This window comes from Blautia sp. BIOML-A1, from assembly GCF_009883055.1.
Lineage (GTDB): Bacteria > Bacillota > Clostridia > Lachnospirales > Lachnospiraceae > Blautia_A.
The window spans coordinates 16,893-40,660 of the sequence record NZ_WWVR01000031.1 but is presented as its reverse complement, the minus strand read 5'-3'; the positions used below and the strand labels follow the sequence as shown (position 1 = coordinate 40,660).

Sequence of the window (23,768 nt, the reverse complement as noted above, 5' to 3'; positions counted from 1 at the left end):
TTTTAAATAAAAAAGAAACCCCTTATCCCCTCATGAATGAGGGGCAGGGGAGCTGAAGTGTCGAAGACACTTTTTTATGAAAATTCTCGGAGAATCACGGAATGCATGGGAGTAATTGTTTTACTTCCAGGATTTCTGTCGAAAAATGTTTTATGAAAAGTTTATAATTTTTCATACAATGAACATTGAATAACTGTGAAAAAAATGGTATGGTACATAACATAAATGATTTCGAAGGAATACGGGAATACTGAAGATACCGGATGCTTTCGAAGATATGGAGGACAGAAGTTAAATGAAGTTTGGCAGTAAGAAACCAGAAAAGATCCCAATGTATGTCTATTACATTATTGCCGGTATCGTTATCATTCTTCTGAATATGCTTGTAGTTCCGGCAGTGCAGGAAAGAAGTATACAGAAGACAGATTATTCTACATTTATAGAGAATGTGGAGAAGGGTAATGTCACCAAGGCCACTGTGGAAGAGAATTACATTTATTATGAAACAGGGACAGAAGCTTCCGGTGACAGCGTTCTCTGCAAGACTGTTAAGATGGATGATCCTGATCTTGTGAACCGTCTGCTTGACGCAGGGGTAACAATGGATGAGGTCCTTCCGGAAAGCCCGTCAATTTTTATGACGCTTATCCTTAGCTATGTTGTACCAATCGTGATTTTTATCTTTATTGGACGCTGGCTGAGCAAGAAAATGATGTCATCTATGGGTGGTGGTCCCGGAGGAGCAATGTCCTTTGGAAAGAGCAATGCCAAGGTTTATGTCAAATCATCCACAGGGATTAAATTTTCTGATGTGGCAGGGGAAGATGAGGCCAAGGAACTTCTGACAGAAATCGTTGACTATCTCCACAATCCGCAGAAATACACGGAGATCGGAGCATCTATGCCGAAGGGAGCTCTTCTTGTAGGCCCTCCTGGAACAGGTAAAACTCTTCTTGCCAAGGCAGTAGCAGGTGAGGCTGAGGTACCGTTCTTCTCTATTTCAGGATCTGAATTTGTAGAGATGTTTGTTGGTATGGGTGCGGCCAAGGTCCGTGATCTTTTTAAGCAGGCCAATGAGAAGGCGCCGTGTATTGTCTTTATCGATGAGATTGATACGATTGGTAAGAAGCGTGACGGTGCAGGATTTACAGGCGGCAATGATGAGCGTGAACAGACACTGAACCAGCTTCTGACAGAGATGGATGGCTTTGACGGATCCAAGGGTGTCGTGATTCTTGCAGCGACAAACCGTCCGGATTCTCTTGATCCGGCACTTCTCCGTCCGGGTCGTTTTGACAGAAGAATTCCGGTAGAACTTCCTGATCTTCTGGGACGTGAGGAAATTCTCAAGGTTCATGCGAAGAAGATCAAGATTGCAGATACGGTACGATTTGATGAGATTGCCAAGGCTGCTGCCGGAGCTTCTGGTGCAGAGCTTGCCAACATTGTCAATGAGGCGGCACTGAGAGCGGTTCGTGATGGACGTAAATTTGCGACCCAGGCAGATTTTGAAGAGAGCATTGAAGTTGTAATTGCCGGCTATCAGAAAAAGAATCGTGTTCTTTCCAATAAGGAGAAGCTGATCGTTTCCTACCATGAGATCGGACATGCGCTGGTTGCGGCGAAGCAGACAGAATCCGCACCGGTACACAAGATCACGATCATTCCGCGTACTTCAGGAGCACTTGGATATACCATGCAGGTAGATGAGAAGGAACATTTCCTTATGTCCAAGGAAGAACTGGAAAACAAGATCGCTACCTTTACCGGTGGACGTGCGGCAGAGGAACTGATCTTCCATTCTATTACCACAGGTGCATCCAATGATATTGAACAGGCAACCAAAATCGCCAGAGCAATGATCTCACGCTATGGCATGAGTGAGGATTTTGACATGGTTGCGATGGAAAGTGTCAGCAATCAGTATCTGGGAGGAGACAGCAGTCTTGCCTGCTCCTTTGAAACGCAGACACTGCTCGATAAAAAAGTGGTAGAGCTTGTACGTACTCAGCATGAGAAGGCACTTCAGATCCTTAAGGACAACATAGGTAAGCTTCATGAACTGGCAAAATATCTCTATGAACATGAAACCATTACAGGAGAGGAGTTTATGAAGATTCTCGAGACTCCGTCAGAGGCTCAGGAAGTCAGCCTTGCAAAAGAATAAAAACATTTGAGTTCACACCAAAAGACAGTTCCGGTAAATTTCATTGAGAACTGTCTTTTTTTATGCTATACTACAGTGACAGAATAAAATCCGAAACAAAATCAGTGGTACAGAACAGAAACAGGAGGTGGCAGCCAGTGACGGAAATGGATTGCAGGACAGCAGAGAGCATGGTTACACGTTTTATTGACCACAGCCTGTCTATGAATGAACTTGAGGGATTCCTGGATCATATAGAACATTGTCCCTCCTGTTATGACGAACTGGAGACTTATTTTATTGTTCATGAGGCAATGCAGCAGCTGGATGAGGATAAAGATGGAAAGGTTCTCGATTTTAAGAAGCTTCTTGAGCAGGAGATCCGTAGAACCAGGAGGAACATCCATCAGAAGCGGGTTATGTATTTTGTGACAGGGCTTTTATGCGTGTGTGCTGCCATAGCCTTGTGTGTATTTGCGATTTTGGTTATATTCAGTTAACTGGATATATAACAGGAGGACAGGAAACTTGAGTGAAAAAATATTGTTGATAGATGGACACAGCATACTGAACCGTGCTTTTTACGGACTTCCGGATCTGACAAACTCAGAGGGGAAACATACAGGCGCGGTTTATGGATTTTTGAATATTCTTTTTCGTATCCTTGAGGAGGAGAAGCCGGAGTATCTGACCGTTGCATTTGATCTTCATGAGCCGACTTTCCGGCACAAGATGTATGAAGCATATAAGGGAACAAGAAAGCCAATGCCTGTGGAACTTCGGGAGCAGGTACCGTTGATCCGAGAAGTCCTCACCTCTATGGGCGTGAAGACAGTTTCCATGGCAGGTTATGAAGCGGATGACCTTCTTGGTACGCTGGCATTTCGAAGTGAAAAACAGGGCATGGAGGTCACGATCCTCTCAGGAGACAGAGATCTTCTCCAGCTTGCGACAGACAGGATCATGATCCGCCTTCCCAAGACATCCCGCGGCAAAACGACGATTGAGAATTTTCATGCAGAGCAGGTTCTGGAGAAATATCAGGTCACACCGCCTCAGATTATTGAATTGAAAGCTCTGATGGGGGATTCCGCAGATAATATCCCGGGAATTCCGGGGGTAGGAGAGAAGACTGCCACCAAATTGATCGTACAGTATGGTTCTATTGAGAATGCCCATGAACATCTTGAAGAAGTGAAACCAAACAAGGCAAGAGAATCTCTTCGTGAGCATTATGATCTGGCAGTTTTAAGTAAATCTCTGGCAACGATCAATACACAGAGTCCGATCGAGTTCTCCTATGAGGAGGCACGGATCAGAAATCTCTATACCCCGGAAGCTTATGAACTCTGTAAACGTCTGGAATTCAAGAATCTTCTGGGACGTTTTGACGTGACAAGTGTGCCGGAGCAGACCATGGCGGATGATTTTTTTACCTGTGAAGATCTGGCCGGAGCCGAGGCACTTTTTCAGAAAGCAGCATCCAAAGTCTGTGCAGGCATAGAACTGCTCTGTGACAAAGAGAATGTCTATGGAGTTGGAATCGCACTGGAGGAAAATGAGGTCTACCATATCCCGGTGGAGGGACTTGTGACAGGAGAGTATCTTTGCGGTAAGTTAGAGGAACTTTCAGAGACGACGATACTGTGCTGTATGGATGTCAAGAGTGTCCTTAAGCATGTGAAGCTTACAGAAGCCTCGAAGTTATTTGATGTGGGGATTGGAGTGTATCTTCTGAATCCGTTGAAATCCTCCTATACCTTTGATGACGTGGCGAAAGAATACCTGGACGGGAAACTGCTTCCGACCCGAGAAGACCTTTTGGGCAAAGAAACTTTCCGGACAGCCTGGGAGAAATCTTTGGAAGGACTGGGAACCTATGCCTGTTATGTGGCGTACACCGTCCTTGCGTCCAGAGTGCCGATCGAAAAAGCACTTCATGAGACAGAAATGTGGAAGGTTTATACAGAAATGGAACTCCCGCTGGTATTCACCCTGGATTCCATGGAGAAATGGGGAATTTGTGTCAGAGGCGAGGAACTGAAGAATTACGGTGAGAAACTGAGTATCCGTATTCATGAACTGGAAAAGCTGATCTGGGAGCAGGCCGGTGAGGAATTCAATATCAATTCCCCGAAACAGCTGGGTGTGATCCTGTTTGAAAAGATGGAAATCCCGGGCGGCAAGAAGACAAAGACAGGTTACTCTACAGCAGCAGATATTCTGGAGAAGCTTGCGCCGGAGTATGAGATCATCAAGAATATCCTGGAATACCGCCAGCTTGCCAAGCTTAAATCTACCTATGCAGATGGACTGAGTGCTGTGATCGAAGCAGACGGAAGGATTCATTCTACCTTTAATCAGACGATTACGGCAACCGGACGGATCAGCAGTACAGAACCGAATCTTCAGAATATTCCGGTCAGGATGGAACTTGGAAGACTGATCCGTAAGGTTTTTGTGCCGGAAGACGGATTCGTGTTCCTGGATGCGGATTATTCTCAGATCGAGCTGAGAGTCCTTGCACATATGTCCGGAGATGAGAAACTGATCCAGGCATATCGGGAGGCACAGGACATCCATCGACTGACGGCTTCTCAGGTTTTTCATGTGCCGTTTGATGAGGTTACACCGCTCCAGCGAAGAAATGCCAAGGCAGTCAACTTTGGAATTGTATACGGCATCAGTTCTTTTGGCTTAAGCCAGGATTTAAGTATTACCCGCAAAGAGGCAGCAGCCTATATCGAGAAATATTTTGAGACCTATCCCAAGATTAAGGGATTTCTCGATGAACTTGTAAAAACAGCGAAAGAAAAAGGCTATGTATCGACAATGCTCGGACGCCGCCGTCCGGTACCGGAACTTAAATCCAGCAATTTCATGCAGCGTTCCTTCGGAGAGAGGGTGGCGATGAACTCACCGATCCAGGGAAGTGCGGCAGACATTATCAAGATTGCGATGAACCGTGTATACGAAAGAATGAAACAGGAAGGATTAAAGTCAAGGCTTGTCCTTCAGGTACACGATGAGCTCCTGATCGAAACCAAAAAAGAAGAAATTGACATTGTGTCAAAGATTCTGGAAGAAGAAATGAAGGGTGCTGCACATTTGTCCGTGGAGCTTGAGATTGATATGCACCAGGGCGAAAACTGGTATGAGGCAAAATAAATGAAGATTATAGGAATTACAGGAGGGGTCGGTGCCGGTAAGAGCACCGTCCTCGATTATCTGGAGAAAGAATTCAACGCCTGTGTGCTACAGGCAGACAAAATCGGTCATCTGGTCATGGAACCGGACGGTATCTGTTATGATCAGGTTATCGCATTGTTCGGAAAAAAAATCATAAAAAACGATAAAACCATTGACCGGAAGATAGTTTCTGATGTAGTATTTGCCCATGAAGAAATGCGGCAGAAGCTGGATGATATTATTCATCCGGCTGTAAAGAGGTATATTCTGGATGAGATTGAGGTACAGCAAAGAGCAGGCTGCCCGCTCATGGTAGTGGAGGCTGCCCTTCTTCTGGAAGATCATTATGATGCATTCTGTGACAAAGTGTGGTATATTCATACAGACCGGGAAATCCGGATCGAACGTCTGATGAGCAGCCGGGGCTACACAAGAGAAAAGGCCGGAAACATCATTGCACGTCAGGCAACAGAGGAATTTTTCCGGGAACATGCAGATTATATCATACAAAATAACGGAGATCTGAAGGAAACATGGAGTCAGATCGAAGAAGGGATCAGGGCATTATGAGATTTTGCAGTATTGCAAGCGGCAGCAGTGGAAATTGCATTTACATAGGATCCGAGCAGGCGCACATGCTGGTGGATATCGGCATCAGTGGAAAGAAGATGGAGGCAGGACTCAACAGCATCGATCTTACAGGCCGTGATCTGGACGGGATCCTGATCACGCATGAGCACTCAGATCATATCAGGGGACTGGGCGTGATCGCACGCAAATACGGGATTCCGGTTTATGCAACGGAGGGTACGATAGACGCGATGGTCAAGAGTGGATCCCTTGGGAAACTTCCGGAGGGGATTTTCCGTGAGATAAAGGAGGACGAGCCTTTCGCAGTTAAGGATCTGACCATCAATCCTTTTACCATTCCTCATGACGCGGCACAGCCGGTCGGTTATCGCGTGGAATGTGGAGAAAGTTCCGTTGGTATCGCGACGGACCTTGGTAATTATAATGAATATATTGTCGAAAATCTTCAGAATCTGGATGCACTCCTTCTGGAAGCAAACCATGATATCCGGATGCTTCAGGTTGGAAAATATCCCTATTATCTGAAACAGAGGATTCTTGGAGAAAAAGGGCATCTGTCCAATGAAAATGCAGGCAGGCTTCTGTGCCGGCTTCTTCACGATAATATGAAAGCAATTTTTCTTGGACATTTAAGCAGGGAAAACAATTATGAAGAACTTGCTTACGAAACTGTATGTTCAGAGGTAACAATGGGAGACAACCCTTACAAATCAAAAGATTTCAGAATTCAGGTAGCGCACAGGGATTTTGCTTCTGAGGCAGTTACCGTATAAGAGAAAGGGAGACAGTTATGAAAAAAACAATCATTACAGTAGTAGGAAATGATACCGTGGGAATCATTGCAAAGGTATGTACTTATCTTGCAGAGAACAATGTAAATATCCTGGATATTTCTCAGACTATCGTTCAGGGGTATTTCAACATGATGATGATCACAGATACCAGCGCTTCCGAAAAAGACGCTGCAACTATTTCAAAGGATCTTTCTGAAATCGGTGACAAGATCGGTGTAGTGATCCGCTGCCAGCATGAAGATATTTTCAATGTAATGCACAGAATCTAAAATAAAAACTGATAAACCGTAACTGTGAGGGGACTGAACAGTTACGATAAACCTTAATAAAGGAGCACCGACATGTTAAATATATTTGAAGTAAATGAAACAAATAAGATGATCGAACAGGAAAATCTGGATGTGCGTACCATTACTATGGGTATCAGTCTTCTGGACTGCATTGACAGTGACCTGGAGACTATGAACCAGAAAATTTATGACAAGATCACCACAAAGGCAAAAGATCTTGTGGCTACAGGTGACAAGATTGCAACAGAATTCGGGATTCCGGTTGTAAATAAACGAGTTTCCGTAACACCGATCGCACTTGTAGGCGGTGTGGCATGTCATTCAACAGAAGATTTTGTCTCTGTTGCCAAGACGCTTGACAAAGCAGCCAAGACCATTGGCGTTAACTTCATCGGTGGATATTCTGCACTGGTAAGTAAGGGAATGACACCGGCAGAGGAGCTTCTGATCCGTTCCATTCCTCAGGCACTTGCTGTTACGGAACGTGTCTGCAGTTCTGTAAATGTCGGTTCTACCAAAACCGGTATCAATATGGATGCGGTCAAACTGATGGGAGAGATCGTTCTTGAAACAGCAGAGGCCAGCAAGGATCAGGATTCCCTTGGATGTGCGAAGCTGGTTGTATTCTGCAATGCACCGGATGATAACCCGTTTATGGCAGGTGCATTCCACGGTGTGACAGAGGCAGACTGTATCATCAACGTTGGTGTCAGCGGTCCTGGCGTTGTCAAGACAGCACTGGAGGCTGTACGTGGGGCAGATTTCCAGACACTCTGCGAGATGATCAAGAGAACAGCGTTTAAGGTAACACGTGTGGGCCAGCTGGTGGCACAGGAGGCATCCAAACGTCTTGGAGTACCGTTTGGCATCGTTGACCTTTCTTTGGCACCGACACCGGCAATCGGTGACAGTGTTGCTGAAATCCTGGAAGAGATCGGTCTTGAGAGAGTCGGAGCACCGGGAACGACAGCAGCTCTTGCTCTTTTGAACGATCAGGTCAAAAAGGGCGGTGTTATGGCGGCTCAGGCAGTCGGTGGTTTAAGTGGTGCATTTATTCCGGTCAGCGAGGATCAGGGAATGATCGATGCGGTAAATCTTGGTGCACTGACACTTGAGAAGCTGGAAGCAATGACCTGCGTCTGCTCGGTAGGTCTTGATATGATCGCAATTCCGGGAGACACAAAGGCAACTACGATCGCCGGAATCATTGCGGACGAATCTGCGATCGGTATGATCAACCAGAAGACAACCGCAGTCAGAGTGATCCCTGTTATCGGCAAGGGTGTAGGTGAGACTGTAGAATTCGGCGGACTTCTCGGCTATGCACCGATCATGCCGGTCAACCAGTTCTCCTGTGATGCGTTTGTAGAAAGAGGCGGACGTATTCCGGCCCCGATCCACAGCTTTAAGAACTGATCAATTCGCAAAAAAGTCAAAAAGTGATTGACAGATACAGTTTCGTATGGTAAAGTATAAAACAACAAAACCGATGAGGAAGAAGAGTAAATGATCCGGCAACATTCCAGAGAGCAGGTAATGGTGGAAGCCTGTATGAAGCGGATGATTGAATGGCCTTCCGAGGGCAGTCCGAAATTCGTATCTGGAGAGTAGGCACTGACGGGAACCGAACCCGTTACCAATCAGGAGTGTATGTTTGTACATGAGAAAGTGGACGATACGTCAATTTGAGTGGTACCGCGATAATAAGAAATTATTACCGTCTCAAGCATAGCTTGAGGCGGTTCTTTTTTTCTCATGGCACAGAAAATGTAGAAAGAGAGAGGAAAAAGACTATGAAAAAAAGAATGTTAGTAATCGCAGCAGCAGTAGCAACCAGTATGATGATGGCTTCACCGGTAATGGCGGATGATTTCAAGGTGGGTATCTGCAACTATGTGGATGATGCTTCTCTGAATCAGATCGTAGACAATATCCAGAGCCGTCTGGAAGAACTTGGCGAAGAAAAGGGTGTCACTTTTGATGTGTCTTATGATAACTGTAATGCAGATGCCAGTGTCATGGAACAGATTATTTCTGATTTTCAGGCTGACAACGTAGATCTGATGGTTGGTGTGGCTACACCGGTAGCAATGCGTATGCAGTCCGCAACAGAGGGAACTGAGACACCGGTTGTATTTTCAGCAGTATCTGATCCGGTCGGTTCCGGACTTGTAGATTCTCTGGATGCTCCTGGAGCAAACATCACAGGAACCAGCGATTATCTGGATACTTCTTCCATCATGAAACTGATCCAGGCACAGAACCCGGATGTAAAGAAGATTGGACTCCTCTATGACGTAGGACAGGATTCTTCCACAACAGCGATCCAGGAAGCAAAGGATTATCTGGACAAAGAAGGCATCGAATATGTTGAACGTACCGGAACTACAACAGATGAGGTTCAGCTTGCGGCAGAAGCACTGATCGCAGATGGCGTGGATGCAGTGTTCACACCTACAGACAATACGATTATGACAGCAGAGCTTTCTATCTATGAGAAATTCATCGAGGCAGGAATCCCGCACTATACAGGAGCAGACTCCTTCGCACTGAACGGTGCATTTGTAGGCTATGGTGTAGATTATGCAAATCTTGGACAGAAGACGGCGGATATGATCGCAGATATCCTGGTAGATGGAGCAAAACCATCCGAGACAGCTGTTGAAACCTTTGATAACGGAACTGCAACTGTAAACACAGAAACCTGTGAGGGTCTTGGTCTTGACCTTGAGACTGTCAAAAAAGAATTCGAACCTCTCTGCACACAGGTTAATGAGATTACCACTGCAGAAAGCTTTGAAGATATAGAAAAATAAAGTAACTGTGAGGGTACTGAACAGTTACAAAATAGAATCGAACTAACTGGAGGAATTTACCGTGACGATTGCAACCATGCTCTCCCTTGGAGAGACAGCCCTGAAGCTGGGACTGATCTGTTCTCTGACTGTCCTTGCTCTGTTTCTTAGCTACTCTATGCTGAATGTCTGCGATCTTTCCACTGACGGCTGCTTTACTTTTGGAGCAGCCGTAGGTGCTGTCGTGGCAGTCAGCGGCCATCCGTTTCTGTCTGTGATAGCGGCGATGCTCGCCGGTGTACTGTCAGGCTTTGTAACTGCGATCCTGCAGACCAAGCTTGGCGTAGACAGTCTGCTTGCCGGAATTATCGTAAATACAGCCTTGTATTCCGTGAATATTGCAGTGATGGGAGGATCTTCTCTCATCAATATGAATCGGACAGTAACTGTATTTTCCATGATGAAGGAGGCACTCTCCAGCACACCACTGAAGGGAAGAGAGGATATCATTGTTGCACTGATCGCAGTGATCCTTGTCGTTGCATTTCTGGTATTTTTCCTCAAAACAAGGCTTGGCCTTGCAATCCGGGCAACGGGAAATAACTCTGACATGGTAAAATCTTCTTCCATTAACCCGGTGTTTACCACAATCATCGGACTGTGCGTGGCAAATGCATTTACTGCACTTTCCGGATGTCTTCTGTCTCAGTCGCAAAAATCTGTAGATATCAACATCGGACAGGGAATGGTCACGATCGCACTGGCCTCTCTTCTGATCGGTGGTACGCTCCTCGGCCGTGGCGGGATCTTTGTGAGAGCCGTGGGAATGGTTCTTGGTTCCTTTATTTTCCGCCTTGTATACACCATCGCACTTCGATTCAATATGCCGGCATTTATGCTGAAGCTGGTATCCTCTGTCATCGTTGTTCTTGCAATCTCCGGACCATATCTTAAGCAGCAGTGGCCGCAGATCAGACGTCGACTGACACACAGAAAAGGAGGCAGATGAGGATGTTAAAGATCAGTCATATCGCAAAAACATTTAATCCGGGAACGGTAAATGAAAAAAAAGCAATCGAGGATCTTTCTCTGGAACTTAAGAAGGGTGACTTTGCAACGATCATCGGCTCTAACGGTGCCGGAAAATCAACTCTTTTCAATGCAGTCTGTGGTGATTTTATGACGGATGCAGGTGCGATCGAGCTGGATGGCAGGGATATTACTTTCATGCCGCAGCATGTGCGTGCAAAGGAGATCGGGCGCCTTTATCAGGATCCGATGCGCGGAACTGCACCGGGGATGACGATCGAAGAAAATCTTGCCCTTGCAGCAGGAAAGGGCGGCTGGCTTTCTCATACAAGTCGTCAGGAAAAAGAAAGATTCCGTGAAGAATTAAAGAAGCTTGACATTGGGCTGGAAGAGAGGATGAGCCATCCGGTAGGGCTTCTCTCCGGCGGACAGCGTCAGGCACTTACGCTTCTGATGGCGACCATGAATCCACCGAAGCTTCTGCTTCTGGATGAACACACAGCAGCACTTGATCCGGGAACAGCTGAGAAGGTTCTGAACCTGACGAAGCGTATTGTGGAAGAATATCAGCTTACCTGTCTGATGATCACGCATAACATGCAGTCAGCGATCGACCTCGGAAACAGGATCCTGATGATGGACTCCGGAAATATTGTGCTGGATATCGGAGAAGGAGAAAAAAAGAATATGACAGTAGATGCACTTCTTGAGAAATTCAAGACAGGAGCAGGCAAGGCTCTTGATAATGACCGTATTCTTCTGTCAGACTAAAAAATAAAAACCATCACTGATAAAGGAAATCTGTATGCTTGCAGGATTCAAAAGTCAGTGATGGTCTTTTTTATGTCAGTATTTACAGAATGACAAGCTGTTTCTGGTATTCGTGAACGAACTTTCTGCCATTTTTCCGGCAGAGCAGCTTTTCGTAGAGGTTGGATGAGAAGACGGTTTCATATAGAAACGATCTTCCGGATTCATCGAGAAGGCTGTTTGCGTCAGCAAGCTTGGTGATGAGTGGAATCGAGCTGCTGTCCTTGATCTCCTTCAGTAATGTGCTGCTTTCCCGGCGAAAACCAAGTACGCGTGCGTAAGGAACGGTGGCGGGCACTTCCCGGATTCCGAGGATGATATGGAGCAGTGCCCGCTGGATCCTGCTCTGGGTAAGTTCTTTTGTCTTCAGGAAGGAGGCAGCCTGAAGAAAACCATTGAGTTCATTCGAGCGGTTTATGATTCGTTCTGCGAGATCCCTGGAGACATCCAGGTAACTGCAAAAGCTGTCTGCATTTTCTTTTAATATACAATAGGATAGAAGCGGATCCAGGGCATCTTCTGTCAGGAATTCATTCCTTTGCAGAGAAGAGGCAAGGAGTAATGAAATCTCATCCGGAACCTGTGAGGCAATCCGGGAAATTGTTTCTGGTGTGAGTGTGGCTTTCAGTAATTCGCGGATCGCAGAAGCTGAGGCAAAGGTGTTGCCATCCGTACGGGAGAATCTGTCGGAACCGTCAGTCTCTGCAAGTGTTTCATGATAGCCCATTCCCTGACGTTTCAGGGTGACCGGTTTTATATTGCTCTTAAGGCGGAGAAGTGCCTTGCAGTATTCGATACCGAGAATGTTGTTGGGCGAATTCAGGATCTGTACGATCTGATTCAGGAGCGGAGTAAGAACACCATCAAAATCATCTCCTGTAAAATTATGGGGATTTCTGAAATATTCTGTCAGTGCCTGGCATCTAGCAGAAGGAAAAGACAGTCCGTTACTCAGAAATTCCTTCAGTAATTGCCGGTATTCTTCTGGTTCTTCTACGAGAATTTCTGCCAGTTCCATAAGAGCGGAAACTTCTCCGTACTCACTTCCGAAACAGAGGCTGTCCACAATATGTAGTCCGTCCAGCATGGAAACGCCGCCCATGGCAAAGGCTTCCGCACTGGCGGTACTTACAGACACCGGCATCTCAAGTACGAGATCCGCACCACATCGAAGTGCCATCTCAGCCCGTACATGCTTCGGAAGAAGCGCAGGAGTGCCTCTTTGTACATAATCTCCGCTCATGGCGACGATCACATAATCTGAATTCAGTTTTTTTTTGCAGTAATCTATCTGGTATTTATGTCCTTTATGAAACGGATTGTACTCCGCAATGATCCCGGTTACTTTCATAATAAAATCCTCTCTGCCCACGGCAAAAGTTATCTGGTTTTTCCTATTGTAACATACGTAAAAAGACGCGGCAAGCTGATATCATGAAGTGTATTGTAGGCAATGTCACCAAATGATATAATTTGTTTATACAGATAAATCGCAGAAAGGAAACAGACATGAAAAAAAGAACTCTGAAAAAGGCCCGCATACAGTTGCAGATCTGTATTCCTCTTTTATGCATTGGAATTCTCGCAGCAGGTGTGTTGATCGTCAAAAACTTATCCTGGGCAGAAATATCGATGGCCGCCGTTGGTATTTTGATCGGTATATACGGATTGTATGGAATTCTGGATGCCGGAAATTTCTGCATTACGTATGATGATGAAGAAATCATGGTAAGAGATTTTCGGAGAAAAACAAAAAAATTTTATTATCAGGATCTGGAAGGGTTCTGTTTTCAGAACAATTTTGAGGAGGTCATCCTCTACTTTAAAAACGGCAGGATCGTGCTTGATGATGCGACCGAGGGAAAAGAACGTTTCGTCAAGGTTGCAGAGAGAAAATATACAAAATATCATTGTGGACAAAGAATGCCGGAACTTTGGGAAAGATCCAGACATACAGTCATTCTTGTCGTGCTTGCCGTTTGGGGTATGTGCATGGCATGTATGGGGATCGCCAGTATACTTCCGCCGAGAGAAGAAATAGAATTTTATGGACAGATTCATGTGGAGCCACTCGAGCAATACGCTGAAGACATAAATTTTTATATGGATGGAAAAGAAATCTATATAGCTGCTTATGAAGATGTTCTGTTGAACAAAGAATTATTTCAGGAAGAACTTCTGGCAGGCAAAAAGTTCAAACTGGAAACAGAGCTGGCAGAAGAAAAAAAGGAGATGTATTATACGGTGCGATATCTGGAAGATGAAGATGGAAATGTGTTTATTTCTTATTATTCCAGCGGAAAAACAAATCTGTTTTATATCTCAGGGCTGGCGGCAGTGATTCTTGCGATGACAGTCTTTATGTGGAGAATAGATGTAAACAAGAAAAAATATGCGAGGATCTACAGATTTTTCTTTAAGGACTGAAAAAGTTCGTGATTTTTCCCCAAATTGCACTTCAAAAAATACCTCTCCTTGGAAGAATCTCCCTGTCAAGCACTTGAAAAGAGGCAGAACTGGGGGTATAATGAAACTAGCTGTGAGGTCATATTCAGGATTCTCACATGGTCATAAGACCGAAATAACGAAAGGAGCCATTTAATCATGGGATTTGTTGATTTACTCAAAGAAAGAGCCAAAAAAAGCATCAAAACTATCGTACTGCCAGAGACAGAGGACATGAGAACTCTGGAGGCAACTGATAAGATTCTGAAAGAGGGAGTTGCCAAGATCGTTCTCATCGGAAACGAAGAAGAAATCAATAAGAAAGCTGCTGAAGGCGGATTTGATATCTCAGGAGCAACTATCGTTGACCCGGAGACATCTGACAGAACTCAGGCATACATTGACAAATTTGTAGAGCTGAGAGCTAAGAAGGGTATGACACCTGAGAAAGCAAAAGAAATCCTCCATACTCAGTACCCATACTATGGTGTAATGATGGTAAAAATGGGTGATGCAGACGGTATGGTATCCGGTGCATGCCACTCTACAGCAGACACACTTCGTCCATGCTTACAGATCCTGAAGACAAAACCGGGAACAAAGCTTGTATCTGCATTCTTCCTGATTGTAGTTCCGGACTGCGAATACGGTGCAAACGGAGCATTTGTATTTGCTGACTCTGGTCTGAACCAGAACCCGACTCCGGAAGAGCTTTCTGCAATCGCAGCTTCTTCTGCAGAATCCTTCCAGCTTCTTGTTGAAGAAGAGCCGATCGTTGCAATGCTTTCACATTCCACAAAGGGAAGTGCAAAACATCCTGACGTAGACAAGATGGTAGAAGCTACAAGAATCGCAAAAGAAGAGCATCCGGAACTCAAACTGGACGGAGAATTCCAGCTTGACGCTGCAATCGTACCAAGCGTTGGTGCATCCAAAGCTCCGGGAAGCGAAGTTGCAGGTAAGGCAAACGTTCTTGTATTCCCTGACCTTGATGCAGGAAACATCGGATACAAACTTGCTCAGCGTCTTGGTAAAGCAGAAGCATACGGACCTGTTACACAGGGTATCGCAAAACCAGTTAACGATCTGTCCAGAGGATGCTCTGCAGACGATATCGTTGGTGTTGTTGCTATCACAGCTGTACAGTGCCAGGCTGAAGACAAATAATTTTTCCACAACAAATATTACATATTGAAACATATTGAACAGGAGAATTTAAAATGAATGTATTGGTAATTAACTGCGGAAGTTCCTCTCTGAAATATCAGCTCATCAACTCTGATACAGAGGATGTTCTGGCAAAGGGTCTTTGCGAAAGAATCGGAATCGACGGAAGACTGGTTTATCAGAAAGCCGGATCCGACAAAGAAATCACAGAGTGTGCAATGCCTACACACAAAGAAGCAATCCAGTTCGTACTGGATGCTCTCACCAACGACAAAACAGGTGCGATCAAGAGCCTCAAAGAAGTAGAAGCAATCGGACATCGTATCGTACACGGCGGCGAGAAATTTGCTTCCTCAGCAGTGATCACAGACGAGATGATCGCAACAGTAGAAGAGTGCAACGACCTTGCACCACTTCACAACCCGGCAAACCTGATCGGTATCCGTGTCTGCTCTGAACTTATGCCAGGCGTACCGCAGGTTGGCGTATTTGATACAGCTTTCCATCAGACAATGCCTGCAAAAGCATATCTGTACGGACTTCCGATCGAATACTACAAAAACTACAAAGTAAGAAGATATGGTTTCCACGGAACCTCTCACAGCTTTGTATCCAAACGTGCTGTTGAATTCCTTGGCCTTGACAAAGACAACTCCAAAGTGATTGTCTGCCATCTTGGAAACGGATCTTCCATCAGTGCTGTTGAGAACGGCAAATGCGTAGACACTACCATGGGACTTACACCACTTGAAGGGGTTGTTATGGGAACACGTTCCGGTAACATCGACCCGGCAATCGTTGAGTTCATCGCAAAGAAAGAAAACCTTGATCTTGCAGGTGTTATGAATGTGCTGAACAAGAAATCTGGTCTTCAGGGTATGTCCGGAGTCGGCAGTGACATGCGTGACATCAGAGCAGCAATCGAAGCCGGAAACGAAGATGCCAAGAATGCATACGATGTACTCTGCTATGGTATTGCCAAATTTATCGGCGGATATGTAGCAGCTATGAACGGTGTAGATGCAATTGTATTTACAGCTGGTATCGGTGAGAATGTAGGAGCACTTCGTAAAGATGTATGTAACTACCTCGGATACCTCGGAGTTGAGATCGATGACACAGCAAACAATACATTTGGTGAAGAAATCGTTATTTCTACAGCAGACTCCAAGGTTAAGGTTGCAGTTATTCCTACAAATGAAGAACTTGCAATCTGCAGAGATACAGTAGCACTGGTAAAATAATAATACCAGGGTTCAAAGCAGTTTACTGCGGAACAATCCGTATTAAAGAGAGGGAATTTACCGCTGAAGGCAGATTCCTTCTCTTTATCTGTAACTGTGAGGGTGCTGAACAGTTACCTTTATCTTAATAAAGAATATTTTTTTTCGAAAATACAATTTAATGAAAAATCAGATTGACAAACTATAGTCATCTATGTATAATTGATAAGGTGTGAGTAGGAGATAATTATGCAGATTCATTTATCAGATATTATAGAATGTGAAGGAAAGGTCGTTCAGATCACTCCGGAACTTGAACTGGATAAAATTTCATTTCAGCTGGGAGAATATCAGCTTATAGACAAGACTCCGGTAAGCCTTACCATTGCCAATACAGGCAATAAGGTTCTGGAACTTACAGGAAACGGAAGTGTTACCGTGGGTATTCCCTGTGACCGCTGTCTGGAGCAGGTGTTAGTTGAGATTCCATACAGTATTGAGCGTAAGCTGGATATGAAGCAGTCTGATGAAGACAGAGTAGAAGATCTGGATGAGAATGACTATCTCACGGGAACAGACCTGGATGTGGACCGGTTGGTCTATCTTGAGGTACTGATGAACTGGCCTTTGAAGGTTCTCTGCAGAGAGGACTGTAAGGGTATTTGCAGCCAGTGCGGTAAGAATCTGAATGACGGACCCTGCGGATGTGCAGAGGAGCCGAAGGATCCACGTATGGCGGCCATCAGTGATATATTTAGTAAATTTAAGGAGGTGTAACCTATGTCCATATGTCCAAAGAACAAATCATCCAAAGCTAGACGTGATAAAAGACGTGCTAACTGGAAAATGAGTGCTCCGAACCTGGTAAAATGCAGCAAATGCGGCGCCCTGATGATGCCTCACAGAGTTTGCAAAGAGTGCGGAAGCTACAACAAGAAAGAAATCGTGAAAGTAGAAGACTAATCACAACAATAAGAAGCAGGATCCACAGGGGTTCTGCTTTTTTTGTATTGAAAAGCAAGGAGAAATGGAGGGCAGAGATGAAAAAGAGTGACATTTTTGAAAATCTTGTGATGAATTTTTCTATAGATACGGAAGAATTATCGAAGGCAGATGAAAAGAAACGGAAAGCAGTCCCGGCCAGGCTGGAGATTCTGGCAGAGGGTCTTGCTGCAAGATGGAGTCTTGAACAGATCAATCAGAAGCTGGAGGAGAATGAGTGCGAGAAGCTTTATGCAAGAAGCTTTTATGAAGCGTGCCTGATTTATGCGTTTGAGCATCGGATGGACTACGAGGAATGGAAGGAGCTTTTTGCAGAAGGAAGAAAACTGTTCGAGAAATCCAAAGGGGACGAGAAGAGTTTTTTCAGGGGCGGAAAGATCACGTTGAAGGAACTCAAAGAATATATGGAGGCAGAATCTGTCTCCGAGGAACTGGAGACGATGTTTCTGACCAGATCCCTGGAGGAGAAAATTATAAAAAGTGATTCGGAAGAAGAATTCTTGTCTTTTGTGCAGGAAAATATCGAGAAATTTTCTTCTGTCAGAGAGCGTGCGAGATATTACTTCTGCAAATATCTTTACTTTTATATTCAGGATCGCTGTGACCGCTACTATGAAAGCTGCATAAAAGAAGAAAAACTGCGCAATCAGTATGGGAATGTGCGTGACAAAGAAGAGCGGGGAAGGGAAGAGAAATTTGCACTGGAGGAACTTGCCTTTCTGAAGCCTCTGACAAAGTTAAAAAGAGATGCCGACAAACAGAGAAACAATATGTCGCTGGAGGAAAAAAAGGAATATCTAGAGAATACAGCACTGACACCGGGCGGTATCTTTGATGAGTTTAATTATTTTTATTTTGGCTATGTCTCTGTGGACTGGATGGAGATCCTCTTTGAACTGTATGGAAATTTTGACCAGTGGCCGCAGAATATGAAGATCCGTGTGGCACATTCGCTGGGACTGTGCAGTCAGAATCCATCTCCGGAGGAATGGAAAACTGCTGCTGCAAAGCTTTTATTGATGGAAGAAGAGCAGAGAAAAAAAGAGGAGGAAAAGGATACCTGTGGAGGCAGAGAAGAGGGAGACCGCAAAAAAGCCTATCAGAGAGGACGCTCCGGAGAAGATTTTTTCCGTGAATTTATTACAGGAGGCAGGGATATCAACCGGGCGACACTGATAAGCTTTCTTCTGTTTGTCAGGATGAGAGTGTCACTGGATGATGAGAACAAGATCACAATGAACCGTCTGAACCGTATTCTGATGAACTGTGGTTTTGCCGGACTGAAGCCGGATCAGGAATTTGACTGTTTTGTGATTCGATTTCTTCGTTCGACAGAGCCCTTGGATGTTCTGGAGGAAGAGGTGGAGAAGCAGGTGGTCCAGGGAAAGAATTTCTATCTTTACAAAGTATATCGCGATTCCTACTGTCACCAGAAAGAACTCCTGGATTATCTGGTATAAAAAACAAATTTGCCGGATGATCTTATATACTGTAATTAACAAACAAAACCGGTAACTATTCAACAGTATCAGGAGAGGGAGGAAAGACAATGAAAAATTTCAGAAGATTTTTTGTAAGAACAGTCTTAGGAATTATCGCAGGATTACTTTTGAGCACGGGAGGAACAGCCACTTCGGTACAGGCAGCCGGGATCAGCCATCAGAAAGCTGTTAAAATGTACAACAGCAAACTGCGCAGCTGGGGAAAAAGCGGAACCCGTTTCAATATCAACTATGATCTGAGAAGCCGTTCCGGATGGAAATATAATGACTGCGGAAAGAAGGTTTCCATGAGAAATGTCTATTATGATGATAACCTTCGTTATATTTTCAGAGATGTGACAGGTGACAAGATCCCGGAAGCATTTTTTTACAGTGAACGGGCAAATGTCATGGTGGTACTGACTATTTACAAAGGACGGGTACAGCCGGTTGCTGTTATGCGAACCTCTTACTTTGGACCACAGAAGCTTCTCTATAACAAAAAAGAGAAAACCTTTATTGTAAAGACAGTTATTAACGGAAGGAGTGTATCCAGAAATATCTTTAAGATCAGAGGATACAAGCTTTATATCAATCTTACCATGTCTGATTATGTCGGACAACGTCAGTCAAACGGCAAAATTAAGGTAAATTACTGGATTGATGGAAGGTCTGTGTCAAAGAAAAGATATCAGAGCTACTACAAGGCATACTATCGTTATCAGGCAGCATATTCCTGGGGACCGTGAAAATGAAGGAAAAATACAAAGATCAGAAACTAAGACCGTGTCACCTTCTGAAGAATCGTTATCTGACAGGAGACCTTCTTTGTGAAGGTGCGCACAGCAGAATTTACCGGGCTTATGATACGGCACTGGATCAGGAGGTTATACTTAAAGAATTTACAGGGGCAGATTCAGATACCGAATGTGCGGATACAGAGAGATTTATTGAGGAAGCCGGAAATTTTTTTGGAAAATATGAATATCGGGGAACTGCGGAGGTGACAGATGTCTTCTGCGGTGGAGAGCATGCATATATAGCAATGGAACATCTGCCAGGGCAGAATCTCAGACAATATCTGCATTCCCGGAAAAAAGGACAGTTTACCATAGAGGAGGCATGGGAACTGCTTTTCCCTGTTCTGGAGCTTCTCTCCTGGATGCACAGCATTGGGATCGTTCATGGCGGAATTACTATGGAGAGACTGCTTTTTGATGAAAACGGAACTCTTTGTCTGACAGGGATTGGAGACTGTTTCTTAAGAAGCCGGAAACTGGAAGAGGCAGGCCCCTGGAGTGATGTGCACTCGGTGTCAGAAGTTCTCTATGAATGTCTGACAGGGAAATATCCGAGGCGGGCAGAACATTTCCTGAGGAAGGGCAGGGTAAGCTCAATCAGCCGCTGGGCCACGGTCAGCACCCGGGTAGATCATACACTCCGGCATGAAATCGAGGCAGATGCCGGCGAAGGCAGCTTCGGACTTTATGCACTGGCAGAACAGCTTGGTATGGAAAGTGAACCACTGGCCGTCTGCCTCGGAGCAGCACGGTCCGTCTGGGGCGAGAAATGGCTGGATCTGACAGAAAAAAAACAGAGAGAACCGGAAAAAAGAAGAGGAATGAATGCATTTATGACAAGAAAGCAGAGGAAAGTGACAGGAATTTTGTGTGGACTCATGCTTCTTGCCGGAGGCATTGTATTTGGCTATGTTCATACGCATGAACGGCAGATCCTGGAGTACCAGATTGATAGAGATCATATAAAATATCAGAAAGAACCTGTATTTCTTATGGCGGCAGAGACAAAAGAGGCGGAGGAAATCCTGAAGGCAGCTCAAAAAGAAGGAACTCTGGATGAGGGTTCCATTGCATCGGAGATGATCTATCATGTGGATCCCAAATTTCTGGAAGTCCGAAAACTGGCTGGAAATGAGGCACAGGGCTTTTTTATCCAGGATATCCATCTCAAAAAGCTTACAGAAGAAGTTCTGGGAATTTCCCTGAAGGAAAAAAGCAGCAGCAGAGAAAGCAGTGTTACAAGGTATGGAGAGCTGCTGACGTATCTGGAGATCCACAACCAGAAGAACGTGACTTATGCCTGTGCGGAGGAAGAAAAAAGGTTTGAGATTGTAAGCGACGGGCAGAGTGGAAGAGTAAATTCCTGTAAGGCTACACTCTCAGAGGATGAGATGAAAACATTTCTGAAAGAAATTTTACCGCAGATTGTTCCTGAAACGTATTTTACAGAACAGGAAATAGAGACAGTCTTTGCACTGGCAGAAGAGAGTATGTATGATTCAGTCAGATATGGAAGTTTTTATATGAATCTGAAGAAAGATTTAAGCTACATGGAAGAGGAAGCACAAGAGTGCTGGAGTCTGGAACTTTCAAGCTATGCCTCAGAAGCAGAGGATGAAGAGCAGGCGGCAGGAAGTTATGCCAGAACCTCGGCACAATATCAGGATTTTATGGATTTTGTAGAGCAGAATGCGGTGGAAAGTGAGAAGGATGGACTTCAGACGGTCTACTGGCTTGAAGAAGAGGATGTCCGAGAGTGGAATCAGCCGTCAAACATATTGCTTCTGAAAAAAACGAGAAAAGATGTTATGAAGATCCTGGAAAGTCAGGACAGCACTTTTGAACTTACCTCAGAATCAGAGGTGTTTAAGGTGACAGATTCCGGAATGGGTGCCGTGAAAACACAGTTTTTGCGAGAACAGCTCTTTGAGGGTCCGAAAGGCGAAAAAATCAGGATACAGTATGATATTCTTTCAGAACGAATCTATAAGATCATTCTATTTTCGGAAGGAAATAAAAATAACTGGGACTGCAATCTGGCCGCAGAGCTTACGACAGCTTTTTCAGAAGATTGCAATGTGTCGGCACAGATGATTGCAGAAGATATCTCCAAAAAACTGTCAGGTCTTCAGGGCTTATCCATACAGGGGTATAGCTTTACAGATCTTGACGGATTGATCCTGACGGATGAGGACAATGCAGCACAGTTTGTGATTTTAAGAGGCACTTTCTGGGTGAGCAGAAATTATATGTTGTCAGAAACCTGCCGGTCGCAAAATGGAGAAAACTGATATATGGAACAAAAATTAGAAAGTCGTTATCTGATCCGGGAGCAGATCGGGCAGGGAGCTTTTGGAGTGATCTATCATGCACTGGATGAGAAAAATCATCGGGAGATTGCGATAAAAGTCTGGAAGGCCGGAAGTGAGACGGAAATTTTTTCCCACGACAACAGCCCTTTTCTGAGAGAAGAGATGATCCCCGGAGTAGTAAAGATTTATGATTATTTCGAAAAAGCCGGAATGAACTTTCTGGTCATGGAATATCTGCCAGGAGGAACACTGAAGCAGAAGCTGGAAATGCTCCGAAAACAAAGTTCTCAAAGGCAGCTTCTGGAGCTGTTTCGCCCCGTGCTGGAAGGTCTGGCTTTTCTGCACAGCGAAGGTCTGGTTCACTGTGATCTGAGTCCGGATAATCTGATGTTTGACGAAGCAGGAAACCTGAAGCTGATCGATCTGGGTGCCTGTCGGGGCAAAGAGATCATCTGCGATAAGAAATTTATGAAGGAAGCGTACAGTGCCCCGGAACAGTATACGGCCCCGGACAGGATTGGACCGTGGACAGACGTTTATGGAATCTGTGCAGTTCTTTTTGAGACATTGACGGGAGAGAAACCAATATCGTTCGTACGGCGTATTCAAAAAGAGGAATTCAGACCGGTTTCTTTCTATACAAAAACAGACCGGCATATAGATCAGGCAATCTTTCAGGGACTGAATCTGGATATCCAGCAGAGATATTTCAGTATGGAACTTCTGCTTCATGCTCTGGGTTATGATACCGACAGTATAAGAATGCTGTCAGGAAGTACGCGGTATTTCTGGGGACAGAAATGGATCCAGATCAGTGGACTTGGAGTTGGCTATCATGTAGAAGGCCGAAAGCAGAACCGCCGTATCTTAAGACGGATAGGACTGGGAGCTTTGTGTACCGTTCTGGCAGCAGGAGGCTTTTGGGCAGGAGATCAGTGGCTGCAGAAACATTATCCCGTTCAGTATTTCGAGAGAAAAGCCAGGAAAGCAAAAGAGCAGGGGATTGCCAAAAATGATGAGAGGCTGATCTCCAGCCTTGATGAAGACTATGAAACCATCTTAAAAAGACTTGAAAAGTATGATCCAAAGATTGGAGAGGATCTTACAGAGGGAATGATTTCCTGCGAACTTACGGAGGAGGAACTGCTTGAGTGGAACATACCGGGAAACACGAGACGCAAAATGTATCTGGATAAGGCTTCGATTCAGAAAGTGTTGTTTTCCCAGATGGGACTGGACAGGATCAAAAATCAGATAAAAACCGAGAAGAACAGTCATCCGTCGGTTTACCGAAGGGTGGATGATTCCTATGAACTGCTCAGCAACCTGTCTTATTCAGAGGAAGCTTATCAGGTTACGACTCTGTCCGGAGACAGGGAAAATTATGAGATATTCTATGATCCGGTAGACCAGAGAGTGATCTGCCTGAGAGGTAGTACAACAGATCCACAGCGTTTTCGGACCTTTGTGGAAACGCTGCTCCCGGTCTGCTGTCCGGAAGCATATCTGACCGCAGAAGAAATTGCGGATTTACAGAAACAGATGGAAGAATCGAAAGAAGGCAGATATATTCAGGTAAATCTCCACAGCTGGCTCAGCGTTATGGGGTCGGTCAATGAAAGTCAGGAAACCATAGAATACAGTGTGGCGATCGCTGCATCCAATGATGGGATTCTTTACTGACAGGAAGGAAT

General features: G+C 44.9%; 20 protein-coding genes and 1 other annotated feature. Of the genes, 19 read left to right on the top strand and 1 reads right to left on the bottom strand.

Annotation, left to right across the window (positions count from 1 at the left end; translation table 11 throughout):
- The first annotated feature begins 295 nt into the window (after positions 1 to 295).
- The 10 genes from ftsH (at position 296) to GT674_RS12850 (ending at position 11,605) form a co-directional block, all read left to right on the top strand.
- A complete protein-coding gene (gene ftsH / locus GT674_RS12895) occupies positions 296 to 2,167 on the top strand; it encodes an ATP-dependent zinc metalloprotease FtsH (protein WP_161286080.1) in 1,872 nt (623 codons plus the stop codon).
- Between the two features lie 146 nt (positions 2,168 to 2,313).
- Entirely contained in the window at positions 2,314 to 2,646 is a 333-nt protein-coding gene (locus GT674_RS12890) for an anti-sigma factor family protein (protein ID WP_161286083.1), read from the top strand.
- Between the two features lie 28 nt (positions 2,647 to 2,674).
- On the top strand, positions 2,675 to 5,314 hold the full coding sequence (gene polA, locus GT674_RS12885) for a DNA polymerase I (protein ID WP_161286079.1): 2,640 nt from the start codon (positions 2,675 to 2,677) through the stop codon (positions 5,312 to 5,314).
- On the top strand, positions 5,315 to 5,905 hold the full coding sequence (coaE, locus tag GT674_RS12880; RefSeq protein ID WP_161286078.1) for a dephospho-CoA kinase: 591 nt from the start codon (positions 5,315 to 5,317) through the stop codon (positions 5,903 to 5,905).
- Positions 5,902 to 6,699, top strand: a complete 798-nt coding sequence (locus GT674_RS12875) for an MBL fold metallo-hydrolase (protein ID WP_161286077.1) — start codon at positions 5,902 to 5,904, stop codon at positions 6,697 to 6,699. Before coaE ends, GT674_RS12875 begins: the two co-directional genes overlap by 4 nt.
- Before the next feature lie 17 nt (positions 6,700 to 6,716).
- A complete protein-coding gene (locus tag GT674_RS12870) occupies positions 6,717 to 6,989 on the top strand; it encodes an ACT domain-containing protein (RefSeq protein WP_161286076.1) in 273 nt (90 codons plus the stop codon).
- A 72-nt stretch (positions 6,990 to 7,061) separates the two neighbouring features.
- Complete coding sequence (locus GT674_RS12865) at positions 7,062 to 8,426, top strand: PFL family protein (RefSeq protein WP_161286075.1); 1,365 nt, start codon at positions 7,062 to 7,064, stop codon at positions 8,424 to 8,426.
- A gap of 64 nt (positions 8,427 to 8,490) precedes the next feature.
- Positions 8,491 to 8,738: a binding site (T-box leader), on the top strand.
- Positions 8,739 to 8,803: 65 nt separating this feature from the next.
- Positions 8,804 to 9,826, top strand: coding sequence for an ABC transporter substrate-binding protein (locus GT674_RS12860; RefSeq protein WP_161286074.1), 1,023 nt, complete (start codon positions 8,804 to 8,806; stop codon positions 9,824 to 9,826).
- A 76-nt stretch (positions 9,827 to 9,902) separates the two neighbouring features.
- A complete protein-coding gene (locus GT674_RS12855) occupies positions 9,903 to 10,814 on the top strand; it encodes an ABC transporter permease subunit (protein ID WP_161286082.1) in 912 nt (303 codons plus the stop codon).
- A 2-nt stretch (positions 10,815 to 10,816) separates the two neighbouring features.
- Entirely contained in the window at positions 10,817 to 11,605 is a 789-nt protein-coding gene (locus tag GT674_RS12850; RefSeq protein WP_161286073.1) for an ABC transporter ATP-binding protein, read from the top strand.
- A gap of 82 nt (positions 11,606 to 11,687) precedes the next feature.
- Here the strand turns inward: GT674_RS12850 and GT674_RS12845 are convergent, their stop codons facing one another.
- Positions 11,688 to 12,995 (bottom strand): tRNA(Met) cytidine acetate ligase, encoded by a 1,308-nt coding sequence (locus GT674_RS12845; protein ID WP_161286072.1) that lies wholly within the window; start codon positions 12,993 to 12,995, stop codon positions 11,688 to 11,690.
- Positions 12,996 to 13,153: 158 nt separating this feature from the next.
- Here GT674_RS12845 and GT674_RS12840 point away from each other — a divergent pair, with 158 nt between their 5' ends.
- From GT674_RS12840 to GT674_RS12800, 9 genes are all read left to right on the top strand, one after another.
- Positions 13,154 to 14,071 (top strand): hypothetical protein, encoded by a 918-nt coding sequence (locus tag GT674_RS12840; protein WP_161286071.1) that lies wholly within the window; start codon positions 13,154 to 13,156, stop codon positions 14,069 to 14,071.
- 177 nt (positions 14,072 to 14,248) lie between these two features.
- Positions 14,249 to 15,256, top strand: coding sequence for a phosphate acetyltransferase (gene pta, locus GT674_RS12835; protein WP_161286070.1), 1,008 nt, complete (start codon positions 14,249 to 14,251; stop codon positions 15,254 to 15,256).
- 53 nt (positions 15,257 to 15,309) lie between these two features.
- Complete coding sequence (locus GT674_RS12830) at positions 15,310 to 16,500, top strand: acetate kinase (RefSeq protein WP_161286069.1); 1,191 nt, start codon at positions 15,310 to 15,312, stop codon at positions 16,498 to 16,500.
- A 228-nt stretch (positions 16,501 to 16,728) separates the two neighbouring features.
- On the top strand, positions 16,729 to 17,256 hold the full coding sequence (locus tag GT674_RS12825; protein WP_161286068.1) for a YceD family protein: 528 nt from the start codon (positions 16,729 to 16,731) through the stop codon (positions 17,254 to 17,256).
- Between the two features lie 3 nt (positions 17,257 to 17,259).
- Positions 17,260 to 17,442 (top strand): 50S ribosomal protein L32, encoded by a 183-nt coding sequence (gene rpmF, locus GT674_RS12820; RefSeq protein WP_005425421.1) that lies wholly within the window; start codon positions 17,260 to 17,262, stop codon positions 17,440 to 17,442.
- Positions 17,443 to 17,519: 77 nt separating this feature from the next.
- Entirely contained in the window at positions 17,520 to 18,941 is a 1,422-nt protein-coding gene (locus GT674_RS12815; protein WP_161286067.1) for a hypothetical protein, read from the top strand.
- 89 nt (positions 18,942 to 19,030) lie between these two features.
- Positions 19,031 to 19,711: a hypothetical protein gene (locus GT674_RS12810; protein WP_161286066.1), complete on the top strand. Its 681-nt coding sequence runs from the start codon at positions 19,031 to 19,033 to the stop codon at positions 19,709 to 19,711.
- A gap of 2 nt (positions 19,712 to 19,713) precedes the next feature.
- On the top strand, positions 19,714 to 22,053 hold the full coding sequence (locus tag GT674_RS12805; RefSeq protein ID WP_161286065.1) for a serine/threonine protein kinase: 2,340 nt from the start codon (positions 19,714 to 19,716) through the stop codon (positions 22,051 to 22,053).
- 3 nt (positions 22,054 to 22,056) lie between these two features.
- Entirely contained in the window at positions 22,057 to 23,757 is a 1,701-nt protein-coding gene (locus tag GT674_RS12800) for a serine/threonine protein kinase (protein WP_161286064.1), read from the top strand.
- Positions 23,758 to 23,768 lie beyond the last annotated feature (11 nt).

Bases quoted from the DNA above. Each gene is read 5' to 3' on its own strand.
- ftsH (WP_161286080.1), top strand. From the start codon at position 296: ATGAAGTTTGGCAGTAAGAAACCAGAAAAGATCCCAATGTATGTCTAT.
- GT674_RS12890 (WP_161286083.1), top strand. From the start codon at position 2,314: ATGGATTGCAGGACAGCAGAGAGCATGGTTACACGTTTTATTGACCAC.
- coaE (WP_161286078.1), top strand. From the start codon at position 5,315: ATGAAGATTATAGGAATTACAGGAGGGGTCGGTGCCGGTAAGAGCACC.
- GT674_RS12875 (WP_161286077.1), top strand. From the start codon at position 5,902: ATGAGATTTTGCAGTATTGCAAGCGGCAGCAGTGGAAATTGCATTTAC.
- GT674_RS12870 (WP_161286076.1), top strand. From the start codon at position 6,717: ATGAAAAAAACAATCATTACAGTAGTAGGAAATGATACCGTGGGAATC.
- GT674_RS12865 (WP_161286075.1), top strand. From the start codon at position 7,062: ATGTTAAATATATTTGAAGTAAATGAAACAAATAAGATGATCGAACAG.
- GT674_RS12860 (WP_161286074.1), top strand. From the start codon at position 8,804: ATGAAAAAAAGAATGTTAGTAATCGCAGCAGCAGTAGCAACCAGTATG.
- GT674_RS12855 (WP_161286082.1), top strand. From the start codon at position 9,903: ATGCTCTCCCTTGGAGAGACAGCCCTGAAGCTGGGACTGATCTGTTCT.
- GT674_RS12850 (WP_161286073.1), top strand. From the start codon at position 10,817: ATGTTAAAGATCAGTCATATCGCAAAAACATTTAATCCGGGAACGGTA.
- GT674_RS12845 (WP_161286072.1), bottom strand. From the start codon at position 12,995: ATGAAAGTAACCGGGATCATTGCGGAGTACAATCCGTTTCATAAAGGA.
- GT674_RS12840 (WP_161286071.1), top strand. From the start codon at position 13,154: ATGAAAAAAAGAACTCTGAAAAAGGCCCGCATACAGTTGCAGATCTGT.
- pta (WP_161286070.1), top strand. From the start codon at position 14,249: ATGGGATTTGTTGATTTACTCAAAGAAAGAGCCAAAAAAAGCATCAAA.
- GT674_RS12830 (WP_161286069.1), top strand. From the start codon at position 15,310: ATGAATGTATTGGTAATTAACTGCGGAAGTTCCTCTCTGAAATATCAG.
- GT674_RS12825 (WP_161286068.1), top strand. From the start codon at position 16,729: ATGCAGATTCATTTATCAGATATTATAGAATGTGAAGGAAAGGTCGTT.
- rpmF (WP_005425421.1), top strand. From the start codon at position 17,260: ATGTCCATATGTCCAAAGAACAAATCATCCAAAGCTAGACGTGATAAA.
- GT674_RS12815 (WP_161286067.1), top strand. From the start codon at position 17,520: ATGAAAAAGAGTGACATTTTTGAAAATCTTGTGATGAATTTTTCTATA.
- GT674_RS12810 (WP_161286066.1), top strand. From the start codon at position 19,031: ATGAAAAATTTCAGAAGATTTTTTGTAAGAACAGTCTTAGGAATTATC.
- GT674_RS12805 (WP_161286065.1), top strand. From the start codon at position 19,714: ATGAAGGAAAAATACAAAGATCAGAAACTAAGACCGTGTCACCTTCTG.
- GT674_RS12800 (WP_161286064.1), top strand. From the start codon at position 22,057: ATGGAACAAAAATTAGAAAGTCGTTATCTGATCCGGGAGCAGATCGGG.